This window comes from Pokkaliibacter plantistimulans, from assembly GCF_003194385.1.
GTDB lineage: Bacteria > Pseudomonadota > Gammaproteobacteria > Pseudomonadales > Balneatricaceae > Pokkaliibacter > Pokkaliibacter plantistimulans.
Genome location: NZ_LAPT01000021.1, coordinates 44,191 through 63,326, shown reverse-complemented (window position 1 = coordinate 63,326; position 19,136 = coordinate 44,191). Strand labels below are relative to the sequence as shown.

The window sequence follows — 19,136 nt, the reverse complement described above, 5'->3', positions numbered from 1 at the left end:
CAGCAAAGTGCATACCACTCATTCAGCGGAATGGCGTGGAGCAACCTCTTATCCCGCAGCACCTCAGACCAGCGACCGTGACAAGGGTCGCTCCCTACCATCATCTATCCCGGACCTTAATACAGGGCCGGACATTTGATTACGAACAGGAAGGGAAACGTTATGTCCACGATGAGCATACAGTCCAACTCCATTGGCGGCTTCAGCCCGCTGGGTAATTCCGATTTTTCGTCAGGCCTTGGCCAGAACGGTCAGAACCAGGGCCTGCAAGGTTCAGGTCAGGGCAGCAACGGCCTGGAAAAGCTGGTCGAGCTGTTGGTCAAGGCGCTGATTCAGATGGCGCAGGGCCAGGGTGCCCAGGGCGGACAATCCGGTGGCCAGAATGGCGGGCTGGGTAATTCGCAAGGTGGTCAGGGCTCAGAGCTGGGCGACATGCTCAAGGAGCTCATGGACAAGATGCAGAAGAACGGCGGCACTGATCAGGCCAACGGTCAGGGCGGTTCCGGCAGCGGTGGCAGCAGCAATGGCGGCTCAGACGGTCAGATGAATATGGAAGACCTGATGAAGATGCTGCTGATGGCCATGATGCAAATGATGATGAACGGCGGCCAGGGTGGAAACAACTCCGGCATGGGTGGAGGTCAGGGCGGTGTCGGTGGCATTGGCTCAGGTGGAGGCACGGGTGGCGGTTCAGGCGGTGTCGGCGGCAACAGTGGTCTGGGTGGAGCGGGTGGACTGGGCGGCGGGAACGGCCTGGGCGGCGCCGGTGGCTTGGGAGGGTTGAGCTCGGAAGACCTCGGCAAGAGCCTGGTCGACATTGGCAACTCACTTATGAAAGGCGCCGGCGAAAACTCACTCAGCAACGCCATTTCCCCCACTCAGGATGGTGGCGGTCAGATTCAGGACTTGCTGAAAGACCTGCTGAAGCTGGTTGCCAAAATGATGGACAACAACTCCGGCACCTTTGGTCAGGCCGGTGGTGGTATGGGCGGTGGCCTTGGCGGATTGGGCGGCCAAAACGGTCCCAACATTGAACTATCGATTCAGATGAGTTGATTTTGTCACCCATTCACACGGGCAACCTGAATTCGCTCAGGTTGCCCCTTGTCGCCGGGATCACTGACCCTTACTTCATGCCGGTTTGTCGAACCGAGCAATTGCACTCAGTGGTTTGACACTTTCTTTCAGCGCCTGCCTACAGGCATCAGCAGGTTTAAGGTATCGGCTAAGTTAAACGTATACATCGGAAGTACCGACGACACGAGCCAACATATTCACCACCACTGCTAATCACCCTGCTATTTATCTTTTCAGCAGGGATCGTCAGAGGACACAACCATGAGCAACACCGATCTGCTGGGCTTTGACAACAGCACTGCAGCCTCCAGCACACCAACCAGCACTCCAGATTCCTGGCAGGAATTACTCGACAAGGGCGATGGCTACCTTACTCCTGCTCAACGTGCCGCCTTTGAGACTGCCATTGCCATGGTGATCGAACGCCTGCAGATCACACTGGGCAAAGCACCGACGGCGGCAGAACAGGCAGACCGATTCGACTTTTCGCGTTACATCGGCGAAATGGAGGAGCGCTTTGTTAATGACGCCAAGGGGCTGGATGAATTACAGCAGGATGCAGCGCTGACGGCTGCACGCGTAATTGAACATATCGCCGACATCATCAGCGGCCGCAAGAACTGAACAGACCTGGGCTTGCCGGATCTTTCCCTTTGAATCTTTCCTTGTATAGGGGCTTATAGAGTTAAGCCCCTCCCTCAGACTGTTTGTTCAAGTTCAGCGATGACTACGCAGTTGCGTCCCTTAGCCTTGGCCTGATACAACGCCCGGTCTGCCTCGGCAAACAGGTCATGCCAGGTGCGCAAATCAGCGCGCTTCATCGCAACGCCCGCACTGGCGGTCACAGTCAGCGACACGTCTTTCAGCAGGTCAATGGGTACACTGGCAATGACCAGTCGCAATACATCGGCCAGCTTCAACAAGGTGTCCTTACCCGCGTCATCACAGAGGATGGCAAACTCTTCCCCACCGTAACGGGCCAGTGTCATGGATGCCGGGACACGCTGACGAAGGCGCCGGGCAACTTCCTTCAGCACTTCATCTCCAGCCAGATGGCCATGATCATCATTGACCCTTTTGAAGCAATCGATATCCAGCAGTATCAACCCCACACGATCATCCATGGTGTAGTCGGCCAGCCTGCGCCCGGCAATCTCCAGCGTCCGACGATTGAATAGCCCGGTGAGCGGATCCGTTTCTGCCTGCACCTTAAGCATGACGTTGAAGGCCGCACGCTCTTCCTCTTCTCGCGCCCGGATCTTTAACTCCTGACGCAGAATATCCAGTGCCACATAGAGCTGACGAATTTCCCCCCGATAGCTGCGCGGAATGGCCGGAGGCTCCTTGAGCTCTCCGCTTGCCAGCGCAAGTAGCTCATTCCTGGCACGCAGCAGCGGCAAGAGCACGGCACTGTTCAGGCGCCAGAGCACCAGCAACAGGATCACCGTCACCACAACAGAGAGGACAGCTGAAGTCACCAGATGCCCTAGTGCCACTTCGGTGGCAGCAACGACGTCACGCTGGCTGAGCAGCATCACCCGATCACGATATCGTTCCAACATGTTCAGATTAGGCACATAGGTATCGGTAAACTCACGCGCCGTCATAGAGTAACGCCCCGCCAACAAGCCCTCGGTCATCAACTTATCGACCATAGCCAGCGCAGTCTGCAGACCATTGCGCAATTGCTCGCGGTTAATGCCGTAACGCTGTGAGCCGCCCTGATAGGGCTTGATCAGCACATCGACCTGCTCGGTAAGCTGACTGATGCGCCCCTTCAAGTGAAAGAGGGTCCATTGCCGCTGCTGATCAATAGCACTGCCACTATTTAGAGGAACAATCAACGCAGAACCAAGCCGACCGTAGTAATCACGGAGCTCCGTCATCACACGTGCGGTGAGAATAGCCTGAGTCAGATGCGGATTGCGCTGCAGTATCGCTGTCTGTAGCTCATTGATGGGCGGGCGAAGCACATTGATCACACCGAACATGGCATCGATCGCCGACTGGATGGTCATCGGCTGACGCTGACCAGGGTTTATCGTCGCAACTTCATCCACTCGCGCTCGCGCCACCGTCAGATTGTGGCGCGCGTACTGAAACTGTTCCGCCAGACCAAACCGGTAGGACTGCTCACGCAGCCCTACCTCCAACTGATCAAATGCCAGATTAGTTTCCCGTCGAGACTGATCCAACTGCAACTGACTTTCCGTCTGCCGACCTGCAGCGGTCAGACGATTATTGGCTGGGCCTCGCTCTGCAGACACCGCATTGAATGCCAGCATTGCCGAGTGAAAGTCAGCGAGATCAAGTCTGCTCAGCTCAAGATTGCGCCAGCGCTGCCATTGCTGGAACAACAGCTCACTGCTAAGCACCAACAACCCCACCAGGATAACTGCACTGCCCAGCCAGAATTTTTGCCCCACCTTCAGCGTCAACATGGTATGCCCACCCAGCAACAGCCCCATCACCTTATGAAGGGGCCCAGAAGTGAGTGGCTGTTATACGCTTACTGATTGCATATCGCAGTAAAAAATTTTCCAACCAAGACCACTGAGGAACTCAGTCTGAGGGATGGCCACCCACACTGACAGAACCTTGCAATGGCAGATCATCCTATGAACATGAGCATCACCCCCACGCCCGATGCCACTACACTGGATACCTCTTTCTACAGCCCACCGGTGACGTCTTCCACCCCGGCGGAAAAGGTTGATCTGAAAAGTATTGCTGAAGATGCACTGGCAGACTCCATGGAAGAAATCTCCATGAAGTTCAGCGAAAGCGTGGAGCGCCATAGCAAATCACTGGAAGAGCGCTCGGTTAAACCGCGAACGTTGCTGCGCATTGAAAAGCTGGAAGCACTTTACACCCTGTTGAACAGCCATGCTGACAGCAGGCTGGATGAAGATGTTCGCAAGTTACTGGCAATGGGACAGCAGAAGTTCTCGCTGGATCAATTGCTAGACTTGGTAGGAGGTGACCCTGCCAAGGCGGAAGTATTGGCTCAACACGCCATGCACCGAGCCAAGGCACAGGGCAACGGCACGCTACTCAATAACCTTCAGCAAGTTGTGCAGTCATTGCACAGCGAACACGGCGCGGAAGTACAGGCAGGCATCAATACCGCAGAAGCGCTGGCGATGTTCAGTCAGGACCCGCAACAACGGCAAAACATCCGCAGTCTTTATTACCGCAATATTGTTGGCCAGGCGTCACTGGCTGCGATTTTTGATGCTTTGCTCAGCCAGTTCGATGAGCATCATTTCAGCCAGGGCATCCACACGCTGATGCGCGCCATGGATGATGATCTGCGCTCACAATTCCCCTCTCTCCCCGTCAATCAGCTGCGTGTATTACTGCGTGACCTGACAGCCAGTCAGCAGCTGAGCAACATTCTTAATGGCAGCCGTGAGCTGCTTAACAAAATGGCGGCCAAACACATGGCCCGACAAATGAGCGCAGCCCGCCTGACCCGCCGACTGGTGGAGTTTACCCAGTCAAATATTTACCCAAGGGAAATCAAAACCCTGAGTGATGACGCCGTGGGCCAGTCACCGTTGCATCATCTGCAGTTTCTCAACGCGCTCTATCCCCTTATCCAGCAAATGCCGCTGGCCATCTGGAAAGATGGTAAGTCGCGTCAGGGCACACTCAATCTGATGCTACGAATGATGACCGAATATGCACACTTCGAACGCCAGCAACTGGCAGCTCAGCAGCAAGCGTAGCAACCGCCATCATCTCACTGAACGATACTGACATGTCCAACAGCCAAATCAGCACCTCCCGCCCAGCATCGCACAGCCCCCTTCGTGCTCTGGCACGACTAAGGAATGCCTGTGACAACGATCTTGCCTTCGCCTCCAGCCTCACTCGCGCGAACATGCTTAGCTATTACACTCAGGCTGGAGTGAAATGGAGTGAGGAGCTGTTCCTTCACTACTGGCAACAGACCTATAACAGCATGGTGGTCGTTGCCCGTGATGACGAACGTTTCGCCCAGTTACCACCTAATATTGCGCTGCAGCCCTTTGCCCTCAGCGACAACAATGAAGTTCGTATCGGGCTGGTGCGGCTGCATTTCAATGTGCATTCGGCGCTGCTGTGGGATCTGCAGCTTTCCCCCCTCGCCCAGGGTCAGGGGCTGGGCGCCCTGTTACTGGAGCGCGTGCTGCATACGTGCAGTCAGGCTGGCTGCCGCTCTATCGCGCTGGATGTGTATAAGAACAATCCTGCATTACAGCTCTATCAACGCTATGGCTTCACCGTCGAATACAAGACGGAATTCGAGCTGAAGCTGTCGCGTCCACTACCCTACAGCGCGGAACCACTGCCAGCACCTCACCACTCAGAAGCTGTACGGCCCTGCTCCTCGCCGGTGTGATCCGTGCCTGATCCGTACATCACCCTGCACCCATCCGGTCTCAGCCTGCGCTGAACACTCGTGGACTCGTTGATGAACCAGTTATTTTTGCTGTTGAATCGTATCGCCATCAGTGCGATGAAACGCTCCGAAGTCGTCGGTGCCGCCTTCGTCATCGCCATCGTATTCATGATGATCATCCCGCTGCCCACCGGGCTGGTGGATGTGCTGATTGCCATCAACATCAGCTTGTCATCACTGCTGATTGCCCTGGCCATGTATCTGCCCGGCCCACTGGCGTTTTCCTCCTTTCCTGCCGTTCTGCTTCTCACCACCATGTTCCGGCTGGCGCTATCGATCTCCACTACCCGCCTGATTCTGCTGGAGCAGGACGCCGGAGATATCGTTGAGGCCTTCGGTAACTTTGTGGTCGGTGGCAATCTGGCGGTGGGTCTGGTCATCTTCCTGATTTTGACCGTGGTGAACTTTCTGGTCATTACCAAAGGCTCCGAACGTGTAGCGGAGGTGGCGGCACGTTTCACACTGGATGCCATGCCTGGCAAGCAGATGTCAATCGACAGTGATCTGCGTGCAGGTCTGATCGATGCCCGTGACGCACGCTTTCGTCGTGAACAGTTAGGTAAGGAAAGTCAGCTGTTTGGCGCCATGGACGGTGCAATGAAATTCGTCAAAGGGGACGCCATTGCCGGTCTGGTGATTGTCTCCATCAACCTGATTGGCGGCTTTGCCGTCGGCACCCTGCAGCACGACATGACGGCTGCCGAGTCGATGCATCTGTACTCGGTGCTGACGATCGGTGATGGCCTGATTGCCCAGATTCCTGCGCTGCTGATCTCGCTGACGGCAGGTATGATCATTACCCGTGTAGCACCAGACAATCAGGCGCTGGATGCCAACATCGGCCGGGAGATGGCTGAACAGATCACCAGCCAGCCCAAAGCCTGGATCATAGCCTCCTTCGGCATGCTCGGTTTTGCTCTGCTACCGGGGATGCCCACCACCATCTTCACCATTCTCGCCAGCCTGTCGCTGGCCAGCGGCATCTTCCAGCTGTTCAAAGCCAAGCGCATCCAACAAATGCGCGAAGCGAATCGGCTTTCGGCAGACACCCCACCGGAGATGAATGGTGATGAAGATATCCGTCGTTTCAATCCGGCACGCGCCTACATGCTGCAGTTCCCCCCCTGTCGCAGCACACCAAATGATCCCTTCACCGTAGAGCTGATCCGCCTGTCACGCCGCTGCCGCAACCGCATCGTTAACCAGTACGGCATCACTCTACCGTCCTTCGACATCGACTATAACGAAGAGCTGGCGGAGGACGAGTTCCGCTTCTGTGTCTATGAAGTGCCCACGCTCAAAGCGACTTACGCGCCAGATCGCGTTGCCATAGATCGCAGCCTGCTGTCTGAGCAGCAGCAGGCAGAGGGAGAGGAAGGCAGGCTGGACCGTGACGAAGAACGCTGGTTCTGGTATCCCGCCAGCCATGCGCTGGCACAGTCAACAGAACTGAACCCTATTACCCCCGCCACACTGGTGATAGAACGCCTGGAGCGTCTGTTCTTTGCAACCGGCCCCCAGTTCATCGGGCTGCAGGAAGCTAAGGCCATTCTCAGCTGGGTGGAAGCCGAACAGCCAGAACTGGCGCAGGAGCTGCAGCGCGTGGTGCCCACTTCGCGCTTTGCTGCCGTACTTCAGCGTCTGGCGGCAGAAAGCATTCCACTGCGTGCCATTCGGCCTATCGCTGAAGCCCTAATTGAGCACGGTCAGTATGAGCGTGATGTGGGTGCATTGACGGACTTTATCCGCATCAGCCTCAAAGCCCAGATATGCCATCAGTACAGCACGCAGACCGGTATGCATGTATGGCTGCTGACGCCAGAAACCGAAGAGCTATTGCGCGACTCGCTGCGCCAGACCCAGACCGAGTCGTTCTTTGCACTGTCACAGGAAGCCAGCCATATGCTGGTGCAGCAGTTACGTGAAGCCTTCCCGGTACTCGCCGCGCCCAAACCCATCCTGCTGGTAGCACAGGATCTTCGCCGGATTCTGCGTAACCTGCTGCAGGATGAGTTCAACCATGTCCCCGTGCTGTCGTTTTCTGAGCTACAAAGTACTTCACAAGTCAACGTACTGGGACGCATCTCACTTGAAGCCTGAAGACTATGGATTAGACCTGCCTATGCCCTCTGCTCGCTCATCCTCCACCCTGCCCCTCAAACTGGCCGCTCTGCTGCTGGTGTGTTTTGTTGCCCTGAGCTGGAGCCTTGTGCAGCGTGAACATGAGCAGAACAGTGAAGAGATGAGCAAACATCTGCACATGTCGGCATGGTTGCTGGAACAGGCCATGGAACCTCACCTCCGCCAGCCGTCTGCGTCCACTGACCTGACTCATGACTATGCCTTTCTCACCACCCTGCAAACGCAGGTGCTGCAAAGCCTGAACTGCAACCTCTATATCATTGACGCCGTGGGACATCTGCTGGCGACGGGCCCGCAAGGCGGCCCGATGCAAACCCAGCGCGGCCAATCACTAGAGCAGCTGCCGGGCCTGAAAAGTGCGGTGGAACAGCTGGCACAGGGCGCTCCTGACGCCAACTATCAGGATCACGATGGCAAACACCTGCTGGTTGCCCGGCTGCTGGACAATGGTCGCCTGATTGCCATTGCAGATATGAGCGCACCCAGCTGGTACAGCGACCTCAGCTCGCCTGCCTATATGCTGACACTGGCAGGCATCGTTCTGGTGCTGCTGGTCTGGCGTATCAGTAACAAAGCACTGCAAGAGTGGCAGCGCCAGAGTCTGGCGCAGTCCATCATTGATCCGCTCACCACGCTCCCCAATCGCCGCGGCTTTGAACTACTGGCCAGTCAGGGGCTGAAGGAGGCCAAACGCACCAAGGAAGAGTTGTCGGTACTGCTGATCAACCTTGACCTGTTTGCCAGAGTCAATCTGAATTACGGCACCCACGCTGGCGATACCCTGCTCAAGCACCTTTCCTCGCTGTTACGTACCACGTTGCGTGCGTCCGATATTCTCTGTCGCTGGAACGGCGATGAGTTCATCGTACTGCTGAAAAACTCACCTGCCGACACCGCCTTACTGGTGGCCGAGAAGCTGCGCTCGCGCGTGGCTGAGCAGAAGTTCAACTTTTCCGGCGAAGCAGTGAGTCTGACGGTGAGCATCGGTGTCGCTACCCTCACCAGCCGCGATGACCTGCGCTCGTTATTGTCCAGAGCGGCTGGCACCCTGACCTCCGCCAAGGAGCAAGGCCGTGATCGCATCGGCTATCCACACTTCAGCGGGAACTCCACTGCCGGGCAGCCCACTTAAGCAGCAAAGGCACTCAGTTGCCGCATCACTGAGTGGCACAGAGTCTTACCCGCCCTGGCTTCTGCATAACAGGGCAAACCAGCAATGTGTTTTATGACCACCTGACATGCCCTAAGGGCGCAGTCACAGGGACAGTCATCATGTATGAATTACGTGTTCTTACCGGCTTACATCGTGGCGCTGCCTTACCTTTGATTGGCGAACAGTGGCTCATCGGTGCCGATGAAAATGCCGATCTGGTGCTGTTTGATCCAGGCATCAAACCCGAGCATTGCCGTCTGCAATGGCAGGAAGGCAACTGGGCGTTGACAGCGCTGCAGGGCAAGGTCACTGATGCCGAAGGGCACCGACTGGAAAGTATCGAAGCACTGGGCGCCAATGTGGCATTTGCCATCAACGGTATCTGGCTGACCGTAGTGGATGCCAATACCCCCTGGCCAGTCGAAGATGATGAGCCTATTGCCGCCACCAATCCGGTAGCTACGGCCCCCGTCCAGGCCCGACGCTCGGTTGTTCCCTTTGTACTGGGCTTTCTCAGTGCGGCAGCCATTGTCGCCACCAGCACCTGGGCAGCACTCTCCCCCGCACCAGAGCGGCCAGCAGTGAATAGCCAGAACGCAAGTAACAAGATGTCGCTCTCATCCTCGACGGATGTCGAACAGCAACTGAAGCAGATGCTTAATGACCGGGAACTGGGCGACAAGGTCAAAGTCAGGGTGCATGGCCAGCAGGTACTGCTGACGGGGGCACTCAGCCGCGACGAACAGGATCTCGTCAAGCGTATGCTCAGCCGCTTTCAGAAGCGCTTTACCACCCCCCTGCTGGTCGATAATCAGATCAGCACCCTGTCACTCACGTTACCGTTCGAGATCGTACAGATCACGTCCGGCCCCATGGGACATGTAGTTACCAGCGATGGCCGACGTCTGTTCGTGGGGGATGAGCTGGACGGCATCCGTCTGGTCTCGATTGAGGCCAGCAAGGTCACCTTCAAAGGCAAGCAGGATTACGAGGTCACCTGGTAATGTCATGTCCCGCACAGCTGCGCGCCTGGGCTCAGCGCCAGCAGCAGCGTCTGGCTCGGGTCAATGCAGTGGAGGTACAGGGCAAGGTGGTACAGGTCAATGGCATCCTGCTGGAAAGCCGCCTGCCCTTCGCCCGTATCGGTGACTTGTGCAGTATTGAAGGTCAGGACGACAAACAGGTTCTGGCGGAAATCGTCGGCTTTAGTGACAGCACGGCGTTGCTATCGGCGCTGGGCGCGCTGGACGGCATCGAGGCGGGCGCCCGTATAACGCCCTACTATCAGGAACATCGCATTCGTATTAATGACAGCCTGCTCGGTTGCGTACTCGACGGTTTCGGTCGTCATCTGCAGGGGCCATCAGAAGCCTTCACTCTGGAGCGTGATGAATTTACCTACCCAGTGATTGCTGACGCTCTGGCACCAACGCAGCGCCCCCGTATCAGCTCGCCGATGCCGACAGGCGTGCGGGCCATTGATGGCCTGCTGACCATCGGTGAAGGACAACGTATTGGCGTTTTTGCCGGCGCAGGCTGCGGCAAGACCACCCTGCTGGCAGAGCTGGCGCGCAACATGCCTTGTGATGTCATCGTGTTTGGCCTGATTGGTGAGCGAGGTCGGGAGCTGAGGGAGTTTCTCGACCATGAGCTTGATGACGAGCTGCGTCAGCGTGCCATTCTGGTGTGCTCGACATCCGACCGTACCAGTATGGAACGTGCCCGGGCGGCTTCTACCGCGACCGCCATTGCCGAAGGCTTTCGTGCTCAGGGTAAGCGGGTGTTGCTGCTGATCGACTCCCTCACCCGCTTTGCCCGCGCCCAGCGTGAAATAGGCCTTGCAGCAGGCGAGCCTCCCGGCCGTGGAGGCTTCCCACCCTCGGTGTACACCATGCTACCAAGGCTGGTGGAGCGGGCAGGCAATATGGAAGGCGCGGGCTCCATTACTGCGCTCTACACTGTCCTGATTGAAGGCGACGTGATCGCCGGTGACCCGGTGGCTGACGAAGTGCGCTCATTGCTTGATGGCCATATCATCCTGTCACGCAAGCTGGCCGAGAAAAATCATTACCCCGCTATCGATGTCCTTGGCAGTATCAGCCGCACCATGACCAACGTCACCGAGCGTCCCCATATTCAGGCCGCAGGCAAATTGCGCAATCTGATGTCCGCTTATAAAGAAGTCGAAATGCTTATCCGCCTGGGCGAATACGAGCAGGGGCACGATCCGGTCACCGATGCTGCCGTCGCCCTGCAGGGCGACATCAATCGCTTTCTGCAGCAAGACATGCATGACCCCACGCACTACGACGAAACCCTGCATGTTCTGCAGCAGTTGAGCAGCCATGCGCCGTTCTAGGTTTATCAGCGAAGAGAGCACGCCGACCGACCCGGAACTGGCCACCCTCAAAGCCAATCTCAAGGTACTCACACCCATCCGTGCCCATCGCCTGCATACCAGCGAGCGTCACTGGCGCCGTGCCAGACAGGCCCTGGCAGAGATTCAGCGCCGCATAGACGAGAAGGAAGTGCAGCTACAGCAGCGCCGTGAAGAACATCTGCAACGGCGTGCCACGCTGGCTGCCGAGCACCAGTCACGCAGTATCAGCCACGAAGCCCTGAAGGACTGGATGGGCAAGGAAAAGCAATTGCTGCGCGACCTGGAAGATATCAATCGTGAGCTGAATGAACTGCATCTGGCACTGGAGCAACAGCAGGAAAAGGTACAACAGGCAAAGCGGCAGGTAGACGTATTACAGCTGGAAAACGAACGCCTGCAGATATTCACCCATGAACTTGAGGAGGCCACATGACACCGACCTTCAGTAACCATGAAGCCCAGGCCCGACCTTCTCAGCAGCAGGAGCTACCGACCTTCCGTGCTGCTCATGCCAGCGATTCATCCACCACTGATGAGCCCATTTCACCGCAAGAAACGTTCAGCAGTGCAGATGCGATGCTGTTCGCTTCGCTCGCGGTCACTACTCCTTTTCCTCAGGAAGAGAAAGTACAGACCGCACAGCACTGCATATCCAGCGACTGGCAACAACAACCGTTGGTGCTGACGACACTGGAAAACCATATCGCTGACCAGCTTGGGCCTTTACCGCCTGACAGTATTGAATGCACCTTGCTGCTGCCGCATCTGGGTGAAGTACAACTCAATGCCTGCCAGTCTGCTGATGAATGGCAGATTGACCTGACCTTTCTGCAACCGGCTGCACTCGCCTACGCACGCAGAACTCACCCGCATATCAGCCAGCGTCTCAGCGAACGCCTTGGTCGGCCTGTGACGCTGGGACTATTTCTGCGCGAGGACACTGACTATGACGACTAGTCTGCTGGCCTCTCTGCGCACCGTATCGCTGCAACAGGCGCTACGCAGCCGACAGCTGGGTCATGGCCGCAAGCTGAAGTTTGCGGCCATTGATGGAGTGATGGGCAGCCTGACCCTGAGTCTGGCGCCGGAAAGCGCTGAGAGCGACTGGCTGGACGTGCTCACAGGCATCGGCCCGATGCGTCTGGCGCGAACTCAAGCCGAGCGCTTTCTCAATCAGCTATCAGCAGCCCCTTTTGCCAGCACCACGGCGGAATCCACTAGCTCAGAAGCGCCCTGGTATCTGCAGCTCTACAACCAGTTACTGTGCCCCGCTGCCCGAGCCCTGTTCGGGCATCTGCTGCCGGTTGCTTCGCCGCCGCCCACTTCGCCCTGCTATGTACTGAGCTGGCAGTTTGCAGAGAGCAGCGGCCAGCTGCTTGTTGCCCTGCCGGATTCGACGCTGGACCAGCTGCTTGACCGCGGCCCATGGCAACCGCTTTCCCGGCTTGACCTGTCATCGCTGCAATGCAGCTGTCCGCTGTTACTGGGCACGTTAACGCTACAAGCGACTCAGATCAGCAGACTGTGTGCGGGCGATATTCTGCTACCCACAACACCGTTCTTTACGGTTCATGGCGAAGGTTCGGTACAACTGGGAGGAAAGCGTCTGCAACTGGCTTATGTCGAGGAAGGAACCCTGCCCGCCTACCAGATCACTTATCTGAGTGAAGTCACCGCAGAAGATCAATCCATGTACGACCAATACGATGACAACGCACCGTCCAGCGTTCATGACGCACTGCTTGAGAGTGATGCACCTGTCACCCTGACTCTACAAGCAGGACAGATCGCCATGACGCTGAAAGAACTTGGCCAGCTGCAGGTAGGCAACGTACTGATAGCGACCGGTGAACCGCTGGGCTATGCCACCCTTTATCATCGCCATCAGCCTGTCGCCCGGGGCGAGCTGGTCGAGGTGGAAGGCCGCCTGGGGGTACAGATCAGCAGTGTGTTACTACCGGGAATGTTAGCTGACAACACTGAACCGGAAGCGTTCTGATGAATCTGGGACAGGTCGATCCGCTGATTTTTGCGCTCTTTCTGGGCGCACTCTCGCTGCTCCCCATCCTGCTGATCGTCTGCAGTGCCTTTCTGAAGATATCCATGGTGCTATTGATCACGCGCAATGCCATGGGCGTGCAGCAGGTGCCGCCGAACATGGCCATCTACGGTATCGCCCTGGCCGCCACCCTGTTTGTTATGGCGCCGGTATTCAAGGACATCAGCGTCAAGATCAAGGAAACACCGCCTGACTTCAGCTCTCTGGACAAGATGCAGAGCAGCGTCAACCACCTGATCGGCCCTTTGCAACAGTTCATGGCGCGTAATTCCAAGCCGGATGTGCAGACCCATCTGATCGGCAACACCGTGCAACTGTGGCCAAAAGAAATGTCAGAAAAAGTCAGCAAGGACGACCTGCTGATTACCATTCCGGCCTTCATGCTGTCGGAGCTGCAGGCGGGTCTGGAGATAGGCTTCCTGATTTATATCCCCTTTATCGTCATTGATCTGATCGTCTCGAACCTTCTGCTGGCGTTAGGCATGCAGATGGTATCGCCGATGACCATCTCGCTACCCCTGAAGATTTTGCTGTTTGTTCTGGTGGATGGCTGGGGCCGCCTGCTGGATGGTCTGTTCTATACCTATGTGTCGTAACGACAATTTGACGAGAAGGAGCCGCTGTTGGATGCGCTGACGCTGTTCAAACAAGGCATGGTGCTGGTGGTGATGCTGTCTGCCCCGCCCCTGCTGGTGGCGGTGCTGGTTGGCGTCATCGTATCACTGCTACAGGCACTGATGCAGGTACAGGACCAGACGCTGCCATTTGCCATCAAACTGGTTGCTGTAGGCATTACCCTGGCGCTGACCGGGCGCTGGCTGGGGGTGGAAATCATTCAGTTCACCACACAGATGTTCAACCTGATCGCCACCACCGGGCGCTGAGATGGTTTACAAGGGGATTCTGCATCTCAATGACTGGGTGCTGGCTATCACGCTGGCCATGGCCAGACTGTATCCCTGTCTGTTGCTGGTGCCGATTTTTTCCTTTCACGAACTGAAAGGCATGATGCGCTACGCCGTCGTCGTCATCCTGGCCCTGATGGTATCCCCCGGCATTCATGCTGCACTGCCCACCGACCATTCGTGGTGGACGATATTTGCCCTGTACTTCAAGGAAGCCGTGCTCGGCATGCTGCTCGGCATTCTACTGTCGATGCCTTTCTGGCTGTTTGAATCCGTCGGAGCCCTGTTTGATAACCAGCGAGGCGCCCTGATGGGCGGCCAGCTCAACCCCAGCCTAGGTCAGGACTTCACACCATTAGGCTTTTTGTTCAAACAGACACTGATTGTGATGATGGTGCTGTCGGGCAGCTTTCTCACCCTCCTGCAGGTCATCTGGGACAGCTATCTGGTGTGGCCGCCAACCCAGTGGTTTCCAGCCCCCGCAGCCGACGGTATGGATGTCTATCTGGATATCCTCTCCACGACTTTTTCCGACATGGTGCTGTATGCCGCCCCTCTGGTCGCCCTGCTGCTGTTTATTGAGTTCGGCATGGCCATTCTCAGCCTGTACAGCCCCCAACTACAGGCTTTTGTGCTATCCATGCCACTCAAGTGTCTGATCGGTATGGGATTTCTGATCATCTATATGCCGACACTTTTCTATCTGGCCAGCGAGCGTAATCTGCAGCTGGTCGGCTTCAAGCACACTTTGCAGTTGCTGTTCTCCTCGCCCTGAGCAGGTGGCTCTATGAGCCGATAACGGAGTCGCGCCATGAGCGAAAAGACAGAAAAACCCACACACAAAAAACTGCAGGACTCGCGTAAGAAAGGCCAGGTCGGTCAGAGTCAGGATGTGCCCAAGCTGCTGATTGCTGCAGCGTTACTGGAAGTGGTGCTCGCTTCGGTAGAGTCCGGCATGACCAATATGGAAAATCTGGTTGCCATCCCTCTCACCTTGCTGCAACAACCTTTTGGCTATGCCGCCAAAGCCGTGGTAGTGCACTGCCTGACAATAGCAGCTTCTATGATGATCGTAGTGCTGGGCATTGCCGTGATCATGCGACTGATCGGTGGCTGGATGCAGTTTGGTTTTCTGTTCGCTCCCGAAGCTCTCAAGCTCGATTTCAACAAACTCAACCCTTTTAACCAGCTGAAGAATATGTTCTCCGGCAAAAAACTGTTTGAGTTGTTCAATAGCGTAGTCAAGGCGGTGGCGTTGACTTTCATCCTCTATCTGCTGCTGAAACCTGCGCTCCAGACGCTGATCAAATTACCACTGACCGATCTCAATACCACCTGGCATGGCATTACGCTGCTGTTTATCAAGATTGAACGTACCTGTCTGACGGTACTGCTGGTGCTGGCATCCATCGATTTTGGCATGCAGAAGTATTTCCATATCAAGGGCCTGATGATGAGCAAGGATGACATCAAGCAGGAGCACAAAAACTCCGAAGGCGACCCCCATACTAAAGGCCATCGCCGACAGGTAGCACGAGAGATTGCCATGGGGGGCGGTCCGGCGCCCAAACCTCAGCCCAAACTGGAAGATGCCGATGCACTGGTGGTCAACCCCACCCACTTTGCTGTCGGTTTGTACTATCACGCCGAAACCACGCCACTGCCACGCATTGTCTGCAAAGGTATGGATGACGATGCACTGGCGCTGATTGAGGAAGCCAAGGCCAAAAACATTCCTGTTATTCGCTTTGTCTGGCTGGCCCGCACGCTATACCGCGAAGATACAGGGCGATACATCCCGCGCGAAACTCTGCGCTATGTCGCACGTATCTATCAGGTTATTCGGGAGCTGGATGAAGACGCCATGGAGGACGGCATACTGCATATTCCTGATCTTGAAGTGCTCTAGGCCAGCTCCAGCCCCACAATAATAGCGAGCTGTGGTAGTCTGCAGCACTCTTTCGGTACGTCAGCAAACTCGACGTACGTGTCACTCAGTAATGAGGCGATGCCTCAGGTGTGGTGGTTATGTCTGCAAACCCTATCGCGGCCATTCTGGCGCAATATCCTGTGATGATTCTTGATGGTGCCCTGGCTACCGAGCTAGAAGCACGCGGTTGTAACCTGAACGACTCCTTGTGGTCTGCCAAAGTGTTGATGGAGCAGCCCGAGCTGATCAAGGCCGTGCATTACGACTACTTTGCAGCGGGGGCCGATGTGGCTACTACCGCCAGTTATCAGGCTACCTTTGAAGGTTTTGCCAAGCGTGGCCTGAATGCAGAACAAGCCAGCGAACTGATGGCAAAGGCCATCGCTCTGGCAGCTAAAGCACGCGATGAATTCTGGAATAGTCTTTCAGCTGTGCAGCAAGCATCACGCCCTCGCCCGCTGGTCGCAGCTTCTGTAGGCCCTTATGGTGCCATGCTGGCAGACGGCTCAGAATACCGGGGCCATTATGGAAAATCTGAAGAAGAGCTTATGGCGTTCCATCGTCCACGCATGCAAGTGCTGGTAGATGCCGGAGCAGACCTGCTTGCCTGCGAAACCATCCCCTGCCTCACCGAAGCCCAGGCTATCGCCCGCTTGATGCCTGAGTTCCCCGGCATTGCCGCCTGGATCAGCTTCAGCTGCAAGGACGAAGCACATAATAGTGAAGGTGAGCTTTTGAGTGACTGCGTTGCCGCACTGGAAAGTGCTGAACAAATAGCGGCGGTAGGTATCAACTGCACAGCACCGCAGTTCATCCCAGCGTTAGTGAAGGCTGCACGGGCCGCTACCAGTAAGCCAGTCATGGTGTATCCCAATTCCGGTGAGAGTTATGACCCTGAAAACAAATGCTGGCATGGGCCAGCCAACTCAGAACAGTTCGCCGAACAAGCACAGCAATGGCATCAATGCGGCGCATCGCTGATTGGCGGATGCTGCCGTACATCTCCCGCAGATATCCGTGCGGTGGCTCACTGGGCCCGCCGGCCCTGAAAATAATACCGGCAGCCGCTTAGACAGGGACTGCCGGTACACTGCTGCTCTACGCTTTATTCAGAACGGATAGCCGGTAAAACCCGACTCAATACAGATCGCCTTCGCTGCGCTATGCAGCATAGCCACATACTCTGCCTGTTGAGCATCATTAAAACGCACTGCCGGAAAGGAGATACTCAGTGCAGCTGTAATGTGACCAAAGCGGTCAAATATCGGCACAGCAATACAGTAGACGCCCTCCTCCATCTCCTCTCGATCTTCAGCAAAGCCCTGAGCTTTCACGGTATCCAGCACCAACTCCAATTGGGACAGGTCAGTAATGGTATTCGCTGTAAAAGTACGCAGCTCACAGCGGCGCAAAATAGTCAGAGCCTCTTCACGATCACGCCATGCCATTAACACCTTGCCGATCGCCGTACTGTGTAGCGGATTGCGTCGACCGATACGTGAATGCATGCGCAGATGATATTGGCTGTCGATTTTATGGATATAAACAATGCTGTCGTCTTCAAAGGCGCCCAGATGAATGGTTTCTCTGGTCAATCCAGACAGCTGTCGCATCTGCTTGTCAGCGATCCTGATCAAGTCAACATGCTGGAGCGCCTTGGCTCCCAGCTCAAATAACTTCAGCGTGAGGGAGTATTTGTCGTTGTCGCCGTCCTGACTGACGTAGCCCAGCGATTTCATCGTCTGCAGAAAACGGTAGACCGTGCTTTTGGACATCAATACACGTTGCGACAGCTCGGTGATACCAATCTCGTGTTCATCACCCAGAGCCTGCAGGATGCCAAAGACTTTCATCACGGAAGAAACGGAATCCGGTTGGGTATCAGGATTGCTCATAGTCCGGCCGCACCTCGCCAAGTTTTAATATTTGTAGAACGGCCTTTCAGTATATTCAGAATGACAGGAAAGAAAATGTCGGAGGGGCTTCGATAAATATGCCCCTCAACACAGATCATGAGCGCGGCTTCAAACCTGAGGCATCGACTGCATGGGAATAATCGCACCACGGTGTTGAATTACGGTCGAGGCCAGACGATGACCTGCTGCTGCAGCCTGCTCAACAGAATCACCACAAAGCCGGGCTGCCAGATAGCCCGCACTGAAGGAGTCACCGGCAGCCGTGGTATCAACAACCTGCTGCGGCAAAACCCTTACTGCCGGGACTTCATACAACTGTCCATCCGACATCACCAGACAAGACTCTGCTCCGCGCTTGATCACGACCTCTGTGACTCCCGCAGCCTGTGTTCGCGAGATGACGTCAGCCACCGGAAGCGAGCCCCAGAGCATGTCTTCGTCATCCAAAGTAAGGAAGGCAATATCAGTTGCCTGCAACATCTGCTGATACCAGTGCTGTGTTGCTTCAGAGCTCTCCCATAAACGTGGCCGGTAGTTGTTATCAAAAATCACCTTGCCACCCTGGGAGCGATAACTGATCAGTACATCAATCAGCTTTTGTCGCGCCGCTGGTGCCAGAATGGCCAGGCTAATACCACTCAGATACAGCACATCCATCTTCATCAGCGCTTCAAGAATGGCATTTGTCTCAGCAGTATCAAGCCAGTAACGTGCTGCGGCATCACTGCGCCAATAGTGGAAGCGACGCTCACCATTGGGGTCTGTCTCAATGACGTAAAGCCCAGGCAGTTTGTTGTCAAAACGTTGAATCAGGGAAGTGTCGATGCCTTCTTGCTGCCACGCCGCCAGCATATTGTCACTGAAGCCATCTGTACCCAGAGCAGTGACGTAACTGATGCCAAGCTGGTGCTGTGCGCTACGCATGAGGTAAACCGCAGTGTTAAGGGTGTCACCACCAAACCCTTCGACAATACCTGTTTCAGTATGGCGTAACTCAATCATGCACTCACCAATAATGGCTACTTGCAGCGGGTTATCGCCTGGCGAGCGACTGGCAGAACGTTGAGCTGAAGACATTGTTGTTGGCCTGTCCACTTCAGTTAGAGTGGGGTTATTCTGCAAATGCA

19 protein-coding genes are annotated in these 19,136 nt (G+C 55.9%); 16 read left to right on the top strand and 3 right to left on the bottom strand.

Annotation, left to right across the window (positions count from 1 at the left end; genetic code table 11):
• Positions 1-162 precede the first annotated feature (162 nt).
• Positions 163-1,056, top strand: coding sequence for a type III effector protein (locus tag WH50_RS05280; RefSeq protein WP_133251245.1), 894 nt, complete (start codon positions 163-165; stop codon positions 1,054-1,056).
• Between the two features lie 282 nt (positions 1,057-1,338).
• Entirely contained in the window at positions 1,339-1,701 is a 363-nt protein-coding gene (locus WH50_RS05275; protein ID WP_207780186.1) for a hypothetical protein, read from the top strand.
• A 74-nt stretch (positions 1,702-1,775) separates the two neighbouring features.
• Here the strand turns inward: WH50_RS05275 and WH50_RS05270 are convergent, their stop codons facing one another.
• Positions 1,776-3,518 carry a GGDEF domain-containing protein gene (locus WH50_RS05270; RefSeq protein WP_165838309.1) on the bottom strand — a complete coding sequence of 581 codons (1,743 nt, stop codon included), beginning with the start codon at positions 3,516-3,518 and terminating at the stop codon, positions 1,776-1,778.
• A gap of 162 nt (positions 3,519-3,680) precedes the next feature.
• Between WH50_RS05270 and sctW the strand changes: the two genes are divergently transcribed.
• The 14 genes from sctW (at position 3,681) to mmuM (ending at position 17,142) form a co-directional block, all read left to right on the top strand.
• The gene (gene sctW, locus WH50_RS05265; RefSeq protein ID WP_110186378.1) at positions 3,681-4,808 is read left to right on the top strand and encodes a type III secretion system gatekeeper subunit SctW; all 1,128 of its coding nucleotides are present in this window, start codon (positions 3,681-3,683) and stop codon (positions 4,806-4,808) included.
• A 32-nt stretch (positions 4,809-4,840) separates the two neighbouring features.
• The gene (locus tag WH50_RS05260) at positions 4,841-5,464 is read left to right on the top strand and encodes a GNAT family N-acetyltransferase (protein WP_110186377.1); all 624 of its coding nucleotides are present in this window, start codon (positions 4,841-4,843) and stop codon (positions 5,462-5,464) included.
• Positions 5,465-5,536: 72 nt separating this feature from the next.
• Positions 5,537-7,624, top strand: coding sequence for a type III secretion system export apparatus subunit SctV (sctV, locus tag WH50_RS05255; RefSeq protein ID WP_110186376.1), 2,088 nt, complete (start codon positions 5,537-5,539; stop codon positions 7,622-7,624).
• Between the two features lie 22 nt (positions 7,625-7,646).
• The gene (locus tag WH50_RS05250; protein WP_165838308.1) at positions 7,647-8,798 is read left to right on the top strand and encodes a GGDEF domain-containing protein; all 1,152 of its coding nucleotides are present in this window, start codon (positions 7,647-7,649) and stop codon (positions 8,796-8,798) included.
• Between the two features lie 140 nt (positions 8,799-8,938).
• Positions 8,939-9,823 carry an FHA domain-containing protein gene (locus tag WH50_RS05245; RefSeq protein ID WP_110186374.1) on the top strand — a complete coding sequence of 295 codons (885 nt, stop codon included), beginning with the start codon at positions 8,939-8,941 and terminating at the stop codon, positions 9,821-9,823.
• A complete protein-coding gene (locus tag WH50_RS05240; RefSeq protein WP_110186373.1) occupies positions 9,823-11,178 on the top strand; it encodes a FliI/YscN family ATPase in 1,356 nt (451 codons plus the stop codon). The genes WH50_RS05245 and WH50_RS05240 overlap by 1 nt, the downstream gene beginning before the upstream one ends.
• Positions 11,165-11,632 carry a hypothetical protein gene (locus WH50_RS05235; protein ID WP_110186372.1) on the top strand — a complete coding sequence of 156 codons (468 nt, stop codon included), beginning with the start codon at positions 11,165-11,167 and terminating at the stop codon, positions 11,630-11,632. Before WH50_RS05240 ends, WH50_RS05235 begins: the two co-directional genes overlap by 14 nt.
• Positions 11,629-12,156, top strand: a complete 528-nt coding sequence (locus WH50_RS05230) for a type III secretion system HrpP C-terminal domain-containing protein (protein WP_110186371.1) — start codon at positions 11,629-11,631, stop codon at positions 12,154-12,156. Before WH50_RS05235 ends, WH50_RS05230 begins: the two co-directional genes overlap by 4 nt.
• The gene (locus WH50_RS05225; protein ID WP_110186370.1) at positions 12,146-13,198 is read left to right on the top strand and encodes a FliM/FliN family flagellar motor switch protein; all 1,053 of its coding nucleotides are present in this window, start codon (positions 12,146-12,148) and stop codon (positions 13,196-13,198) included. Before WH50_RS05230 ends, WH50_RS05225 begins: the two co-directional genes overlap by 11 nt.
• A complete protein-coding gene (sctR, locus tag WH50_RS05220) occupies positions 13,198-13,854 on the top strand; it encodes a type III secretion system export apparatus subunit SctR (protein ID WP_110186369.1) in 657 nt (218 codons plus the stop codon). The genes WH50_RS05225 and sctR overlap by 1 nt, the downstream gene beginning before the upstream one ends.
• Before the next feature lie 27 nt (positions 13,855-13,881).
• Complete coding sequence (gene sctS / locus WH50_RS05215) at positions 13,882-14,142, top strand: type III secretion system export apparatus subunit SctS (protein ID WP_104154002.1); 261 nt, start codon at positions 13,882-13,884, stop codon at positions 14,140-14,142.
• Between the two features lies 1 nt (position 14,143).
• Positions 14,144-14,938 (top strand): type III secretion system export apparatus subunit SctT, encoded by a 795-nt coding sequence (gene sctT / locus WH50_RS05210; protein WP_110186368.1) that lies wholly within the window; start codon positions 14,144-14,146, stop codon positions 14,936-14,938.
• A 36-nt stretch (positions 14,939-14,974) separates the two neighbouring features.
• Positions 14,975-16,072 (top strand): type III secretion system export apparatus subunit SctU, encoded by a 1,098-nt coding sequence (gene sctU, locus WH50_RS05205; RefSeq protein ID WP_110186367.1) that lies wholly within the window; start codon positions 14,975-14,977, stop codon positions 16,070-16,072.
• A 119-nt stretch (positions 16,073-16,191) separates the two neighbouring features.
• Positions 16,192-17,142: a homocysteine S-methyltransferase gene (mmuM, locus tag WH50_RS05200; protein ID WP_110186366.1), complete on the top strand. Its 951-nt coding sequence runs from the start codon at positions 16,192-16,194 to the stop codon at positions 17,140-17,142.
• A 60-nt stretch (positions 17,143-17,202) separates the two neighbouring features.
• On the opposite strand, the gene kdgR is transcribed toward mmuM, so the two are convergent.
• Together kdgR and kdgK are read right to left on the bottom strand one after the other, a co-directional pair.
• Complete coding sequence (gene kdgR / locus WH50_RS05195) at positions 17,203-17,988, bottom strand: DNA-binding transcriptional regulator KdgR (protein WP_110186365.1); 786 nt, start codon at positions 17,986-17,988, stop codon at positions 17,203-17,205.
• A 129-nt stretch (positions 17,989-18,117) separates the two neighbouring features.
• A complete protein-coding gene (kdgK, locus tag WH50_RS05190; RefSeq protein ID WP_110186364.1) occupies positions 18,118-19,086 on the bottom strand; it encodes a 2-dehydro-3-deoxygluconokinase in 969 nt (322 codons plus the stop codon).
• Positions 19,087-19,136: the final 50 nt, after the last annotated feature.